This is a genomic window from Frankia sp. AgKG'84/4 (genome assembly GCF_023242965.2).
Classification (GTDB): Bacteria; Actinomycetota; Actinomycetes; order Frankiales; family Frankiaceae; genus Frankia.
Map to the genome: position 1 here is coordinate 1 of NZ_JALKFU020000298.1, position 6,348 is coordinate 6,348.

4 protein-coding genes are annotated in these 6,348 nt (G+C 71.8%); 3 read left to right on the forward strand and 1 reads right to left on the reverse strand.

The window, feature by feature from the left end; genetic code table 11:
• Window positions 1-258: 258 nt before the first annotated feature.
• From MXD58_RS17310 to MXD58_RS17320, 3 genes are all read left to right on the forward strand, one after another.
• Window positions 259-672, forward strand: coding sequence for an ester cyclase (locus MXD58_RS17310; protein ID WP_248839773.1), 414 nt, complete (start codon window positions 259-261; stop codon window positions 670-672).
• A gap of 93 nt (window positions 673-765) precedes the next feature.
• Window positions 766-1,650: a KPN_02809 family neutral zinc metallopeptidase gene (gene ypfJ / locus MXD58_RS17315; RefSeq protein ID WP_248839774.1), complete on the forward strand. Its 885-nt coding sequence runs from the start codon at window positions 766-768 to the stop codon at window positions 1,648-1,650.
• Window positions 1,651-1,782: 132 nt separating this feature from the next.
• Window positions 1,783-4,584, forward strand: a complete 2,802-nt coding sequence (locus MXD58_RS17320) for a helix-turn-helix transcriptional regulator (protein WP_248839775.1) — start codon at window positions 1,783-1,785, stop codon at window positions 4,582-4,584.
• 817 nt (window positions 4,585-5,401) lie between these two features.
• On the opposite strand, the gene MXD58_RS17325 is transcribed toward MXD58_RS17320, so the two are convergent.
• Window positions 5,402-6,348 (reverse strand): hypothetical protein (locus MXD58_RS17325; RefSeq protein WP_250609559.1); only part of this gene is annotated, 947 nt, incomplete at its 5' end.

Genomic DNA, 6,348 nt, shown 5'->3' on the forward strand with positions numbered 1-6,348 from the left:
CCCGCGGCCGCCGAGCCGCCCCCGGCCGGCACGCTGCCCGCCACATCGACCGGTGAGGTGGCGCTGGCGCGCGGTCGGCGCCTCGCGATGAGCGTCGGCGTCTTCAACCTGCTCTGGGTCACCGTCACCGTCCTGATGATCGTCCGTCCGGGCTCGACCACCGGCGCCTGAGGGACCCGCCGTTCGCCTGCGGCGCAGGGCGTCCCGATGGGACGATCTCCCCTCGACGGTTCGTCGGCGGCGAGGGGAGAGGCCCGGATGGGGGAAGCACTGGAAACGGTCCAGCGGGTGCTGGATGCGTTCGACGCGGACGATGAGGCCGCCGTCCTGGCGTTGCTCCACGAGGACCTCGTCGTCGAGGCGCCGGGCGGCGTGCGCCTGGAAGGACGGGAGGTCGGCGCGGGCTACAGCGCGTCCATCCTCGCCGCGTTCGATGACATCGACGTCGACACACACCTCCTCGCCGAACAGGGCGAGCTCGTCGCCGAGGAGTACACCCTGACCGCGACCCACACCGGCGTCCTGCGCGACCCCGACGGCACCGAGCATCCCCCGACCGGGCGGCGCGTCACCCTGCGCGTCGTCGAGGTCTACCGGGTACGGGACGGCCTGGTCACCGAGAACCGGCTCTACTACGACCAGGCGCTGCTGATCCGCCAGGTCACTCCGTAGCCGGGTCGATGTTCGGCCGCTGATCGCCCGGGACATACTCCCTTCCGATACCCGGCAGAACGGACGGACCCGGGACGCGGCGAAGGGCGGCACATGCGTTTCGACGACCAGTCGGTGGACGCGTCCGAACTGGACGACCAGCGTGGCGGTGGTGGCGGTGGTGGCGGTCTCGGCCGGGGGGCCGTGGTCGGCGGTGGGGGTGCAGGCATCCTCGGCCTGGTCATCTACCTGCTTGTCACCGTGTTGGGCGGCGGATCCGGTTCCGGCGGGGCGGCGCTGTCACAGCCCGGCGGCGGATCCGCCGGCGACGTCGCCCAGCGGTGCAACACCAGCGGTGCCATCGACAAGTACGACGACTGCTTCGTCCTCAAGGCGTTCAACGAGGTCAACGAGGTCTGGACGGCCCAGTTCAGCCGCGGCGGCCAGGCGTACACCAAGCCGCGGCTGGTCTACTTCTCCCAGGCCGTGCGCACGGGCTGCGGCGCGGCGTCCGCGCAGGTCGGCCCGTTCTACTGCCCGCCGGACCGCGAGGTGTACATCGACCTCGGCTTCCTCGACCAGCTCCAGCGCGACTACGGCGCCCAGGGCCGCTACGCGCAGGCGTACATCGTCGCCCACGAGGTCGGCCACCACCTGCAGACCCTCACCGGCACCGAGACCCGCATGCGCCAGGCCCAGCAGGCCGACCCGTCCCGCGAGAACGAGCTGAGCGTCCAGCTCGAACTCCAGGCCGACTGCTACGCCGGCGTCTGGAGCACCCTCGCGAACACCGGCGGCAACCTCACGATCGGCGAGGCCGAACTCGACGAGGCCCTCGGCGCCGCCCAGGCGGTCGGCGACGACCGCATCCAGGCCCGCTCCGGCCAGGTCAACCCCGAGACCTGGACCCACGGCTCCGCCGAGGCGCGCCGCAACGCGTTCCTCACCGGCTACCGCGGCGCCACCATGTCCGCCTGCGGCACCGTCCCCCACAACTGACTCCAGCCACCGCCCCGCCATCCACGTGTGAGCTAGTTCGGCGGCAGCCGGGGGGATCAGCGGCCGACGGGGTACACACCTTCCGGCGGCTTCCCGACCGTCGGCCAGATCGGGGGACATGGACGTGAAGGCGTGCGGTGGGAGGGCGCCGGCATGGACCTGGAACTGGTGGGCAGGGCACCGCATCTGCAGTTCCTCGCGGAGCGGGTGACGCAGGCGCGAACCGGGCGGCTGCGGCTCGTCGTCGTGCACGGCGATCCGGGCATGGGCAAGACGACGCTGCTGCGCGCCTTCCTCAACCGGCTGACCGACGCGCACATCCTGGTGGCCAGCGCCGACCGGGCCGAGCAGGACGTCCCGTTCGGCGTGGTCGCCCAGGTCATGGCCGCGGCCGACGAACCGGGCGTGCCGCCCGGTGAGTGCGCCGCCGAGGTGGGATCGTCCATTCTGCGACTGGTCCGCCGGTTGCTGGTGGACGAGCGGAACACGGTGGTGCTGGCGCTCGACGACGCCCAGTGGATCGACGTGGCGTCGCAGCAGGCGCTGGCCTTCGCGCTGCGCCGGCTGCGCAGTGCCCGGGTGCTGTGCGTGCTGTCCATGTCGGGCGCGCCGTCGGAGCTGACCGACGGGCTGCGCCAACTGATCACCGAGTTGGCGGGCACGCTGCGGGTCACCGGACTCGACCCGGACGAACTGCGCGAACTCGCCGGTCGGATCTCCGCCGTGCCCATCTCATCGTGGGCGGCGCAGCGGCTGCACGAGCTGACAGGCGGCAAGGTCCTGCACGCTCGGGCGCTGCTCGAGGAGCTGCCGCCGCAGGCACTCGACCGCGCCGCCGATCCGCTGCCCGTGCCGGCCGCGTTCGGCCAGGAGGTCGCGGCGCGGCTGGCCGCCTGCCCCGACGAGGTCCGACGGCTCGTTGACGCGGCGGCCGTGCTCGGCCTGACCTGCCGGTTGGCGGACGCCGCCGTCGTCGCCGAGGTGGACGACCCGGTGCTCGCGCTGGAGGGCGCGGTCGCGGCCGCGCTGCTCACCGAGAAGACCACCGCCGTCGACCGACTGGTCGCCTTCACCCATCCGCTCCTGCGCTCGGCGGTCTACCACCGCATCGGGCCGGCGCAACGGTCCGAGCTGCACCTACGTGCCGCCCTGCACATTGACAACGCCAGGGCCCGGCTGTGGCACCGCATCCTCGCGGCGGTCGTCCCGGACGAGGGCCTGGCGATGGAGGTCGAGTCCGCCGCCCGGCGCCTCGCCGAGAGCGGGCGATGGCGACCGGCCGCGGACCATCTCCTCGCGGCCGCTCGACTCAGTCCCTACCGCGTCGCCCGTGAGCAGCGGTTCACCGACGCGCTGGACTTCCTGCTCTGGGGCGGTGACTTCACCCAGGCGAGCAGCCTGCTGACGGAGCTGTCCGACGTGCTGGACGAGACCCGCGATGGCTACCTCCGGGGACGCCTGGCGATGCTGCGCGGTTCGTTGCCGGCGGCGACGGCGTACCTCGGGCGGGCCTGGCGCACGGTGGACCCGCAGGAGCGCCCGACGCTGGCGCGGGCGATCGCCGAGAAGCTGGCACTCTGCCACTATCTGGCGGCGGACGTGGCGGCCGCGGCCCGCTGGGGACGCCACGCCCTGTCCCTCGGCTGCGCGCCGCCCGGTGATCCCACCCACCTGCGGGACATCCTGATCACGTCGCTGTCCGACGTCGGCGAGTACGAGGAGGCCGCCCGCCTGGCCGCTGAGGTGCCGGCACCCGACGGGGACCCGTTCGCGGCGACCAGTGGCCCGGACGGCGCCGGCGGCGAGGGGCCTGGCGGGTTCCTGCCTGACGGGCTGGTCGGCCGGGGCGTTCTGCGACTCGCCGACGACGACGTGCCCGCCGCCCGGGATGCCTTTGTGCAGGCGATGGCGGTGAGTAACGGTCAGGAGTGGACCGTTCCGTCCGGCCTGTTCGCCCTCGTCCAGCTCGCCGACACCGAATACCTGCTCGGCCGCTGGGACGACGCCGTCAGCCATGCCGAGTCCGCTGTTTCGCTGGCCGCGGCCGTGGGCCAGAGCTGGCTGCTGCCGGCCTGCCACGCCGCCGCGGCCATTCCCCTGTCGGCCAGGGGTCGACCGGGGGCCCGCGGGCACATCGAGGACGCCGTGCGGCTCGCCAGCTCCGCCGTCCCGCACGCCGAGACGGCGATCATGCGGGCACTGGCCTGGACGACCCACGCCGACGGTGACGCCGAGGCGGCTGTGGCCGCTCTGGAGCGGTACCGCCCGGTCGATCGGACGGAGCCAGCGGAACCGAGGTGGATGCGCTGGCGCCCGCTGCACGCCGAGGCGTTGGCGCAGGTCGGACGTTCGCTGGAGGCAGCAGCGATCCTCCGCCCGTTCGAGCGGGCCGTTCGGCTCCGCGCCCGACGCTCGGATCAGGTCACCCTCCTGCGTGCCCGCGCGGCCATCGAGGTCGCTTCCGGTCACGACGAGCGGGCCGGCAGGACCTATCGAGCGGGTCTGCGGCTGGCGGCGCACCTTCCGCTCCCGTTCGAGCGTGCCCTGATCGAATACGCCGGCGGAGCGTTCCTGGCCCGGGGCGGTCCCAGCGGCGCCGCCGCCGATCTGCTGGAGACCGCCCGGAGCCGGTTCGCGGAACTGGGCGCCGAGCCCTATATCGTGCGCTGCGACAAGCAACTGGCGAGCTGCGGCCGGCTCTCCCCGCGGCATCGCGACGGCGGCTTGGACGCGCTCACCCCCCAGGAGATCCGGGTCGCGCGGCTCGTCGCCGCCGGGCAGTCCAATGCCGGGGTCGCCCGCGAACTGGTACTCAGCGTCAAGACCATCGAATACCACCTGGGCAACATCTACGCGAAGCTGGGCCTACGATCACGCCGCGAACTGGCGACGGTGATGCCCACCGATCTGACGGCCCCGCCAGCGGGCGGCTGATCCGCCCGCTGGCAGCAGCGCCTGCCTGCCCCGGGCCGCCTTCAGCGTGCCCCGGACCGCCTTCAGCCGATCATGGTGCGGACACCGGCCCCACCAGAGCGACCACCCGACCGCTCGACCGCCCCCTTCACCCGGACAAATCGGCGGCCGATCCCCGTGGAGCGGCCAGCGTCGGTGCGGCTGGCTCCTCCACCCGGGCAGACCGCGCAGCGATTCCTCCGAAGCAGCCGGTCGTCGGCGCGGCCGGTGGCGCTACCCGGGCCGACCGGTCACCGATCCCCTCCTGCCAGCGCGGCTGCGTGCCCGCATGGCCAGGCGTCGGACTGAGCCGGTCCCGCGATGCTGCCTGGTCGCGTCGACCGGGATGCCCACAACGGCCGGCTGTCGCCAGGTGCCACCCACCTGACTCCTGATCGGTGCCGACCGACGCTTACCCGATTTATCCGACGTAGCAACGTTATTGGCGACTAACAGTAGGCCGACCCGGGGGTGACTCTGCGGACAAAGGTGGCCTAAAAGTGCCCGATACCCGGGGATTCCCGGGGTTTAGGTCTGACCCCAGGGGAGCCCAGGGTTGCGCACCCGTCCGTTCCCGGTGGATCGACTCCGCTATCCCTCGCATCGCCACGTCGGCCCGGGGATGACATGCCGAGGGCTGTCCGGCCCTCCATCATTTGTTGCCTTGCGGAGCGTGTACGGCGAAAATCCGCAGGGACGCGATAGCGAGATGAGGCGCGTCATGACTCTGAAGAAGCGAGCCTGCGTGGCGCTGGCTGCTATCCCAGCAAGTATTGTCATCGCCGTCGCGCCGCCGGCACTAGCCGCGGACGGCAACAGCGCCGGTGGCACCACGGTCGGCGGCAGCCCCTTCGGTGGAAACACCGCTGGTGGCACGACAGTCGGTGGTGGCGGCGGAAACACGGCCGGTGGTACTACCGTCGGCGGGGGCGGCGGCGGTAATACCGCCGGCGGTACTACGGTCGGCGGCGGTCCTGGTGGTGGTAATACCGCTGGTGGTACGACGGTCGGTGGTGGCGGTGGGAACACCGCTGGTGGTACCACCGTCGGTGGTGGCGGCGGAAACACGGCCGGCGGTACGACGGTCGGCGGTGGTCCTGGTGGTGGTAACACTGCTGGTGGTACCACGGTCGGTGGCGGTCCTGGCGGTGGCAATACCGCTGGTGGTACCACGGTCGGTGGTGGTGGTGGTGGCAATACCGCTGGTGGTACGACGGTTGGTGGTGGCGGTGGGAACACCGCTGGTGGGACGACGGTTGGTGGTGGCGGTGGCAATACCGCTGGTGGTACCACTGTCGGTGGTGGTGGTGGTGGTGGCAATACCGCTGGTGGTACGACGGTTGGTGGTGGCGGTGGGAACACCGCTGGTGGTACGACTGTCGGTGGGGGGCGCGGTAATACCGCTGGAGGAACCACGGTCGGTGGAGTTCGCAGAAATATCGGTGCCGGTACCGCGATCGGCCGTTTCGGCACCCGGCGAACCACCAGCCGTGGAGCTGGCTCCCCCTTCTTCATAGGTAATACCGCTGGTGGCACGACTGTTGGTGGTGGTCGTGGCAACACTGCTGGTGGCACCACGGTTGGTGGTGGCGGTGGGAACACTGCCGGTGGGACCACAGTTGGCGGCGGTGGTGGTAACACCGCTGGTGGTACGACGGTCGGTGGTGGCGGTGGCGGCGGGAACACTGCTGGCGGCACCACGGTCGGTGGCGGTGGTGGGAACACCGCTGGTGGTACGACGGTCGG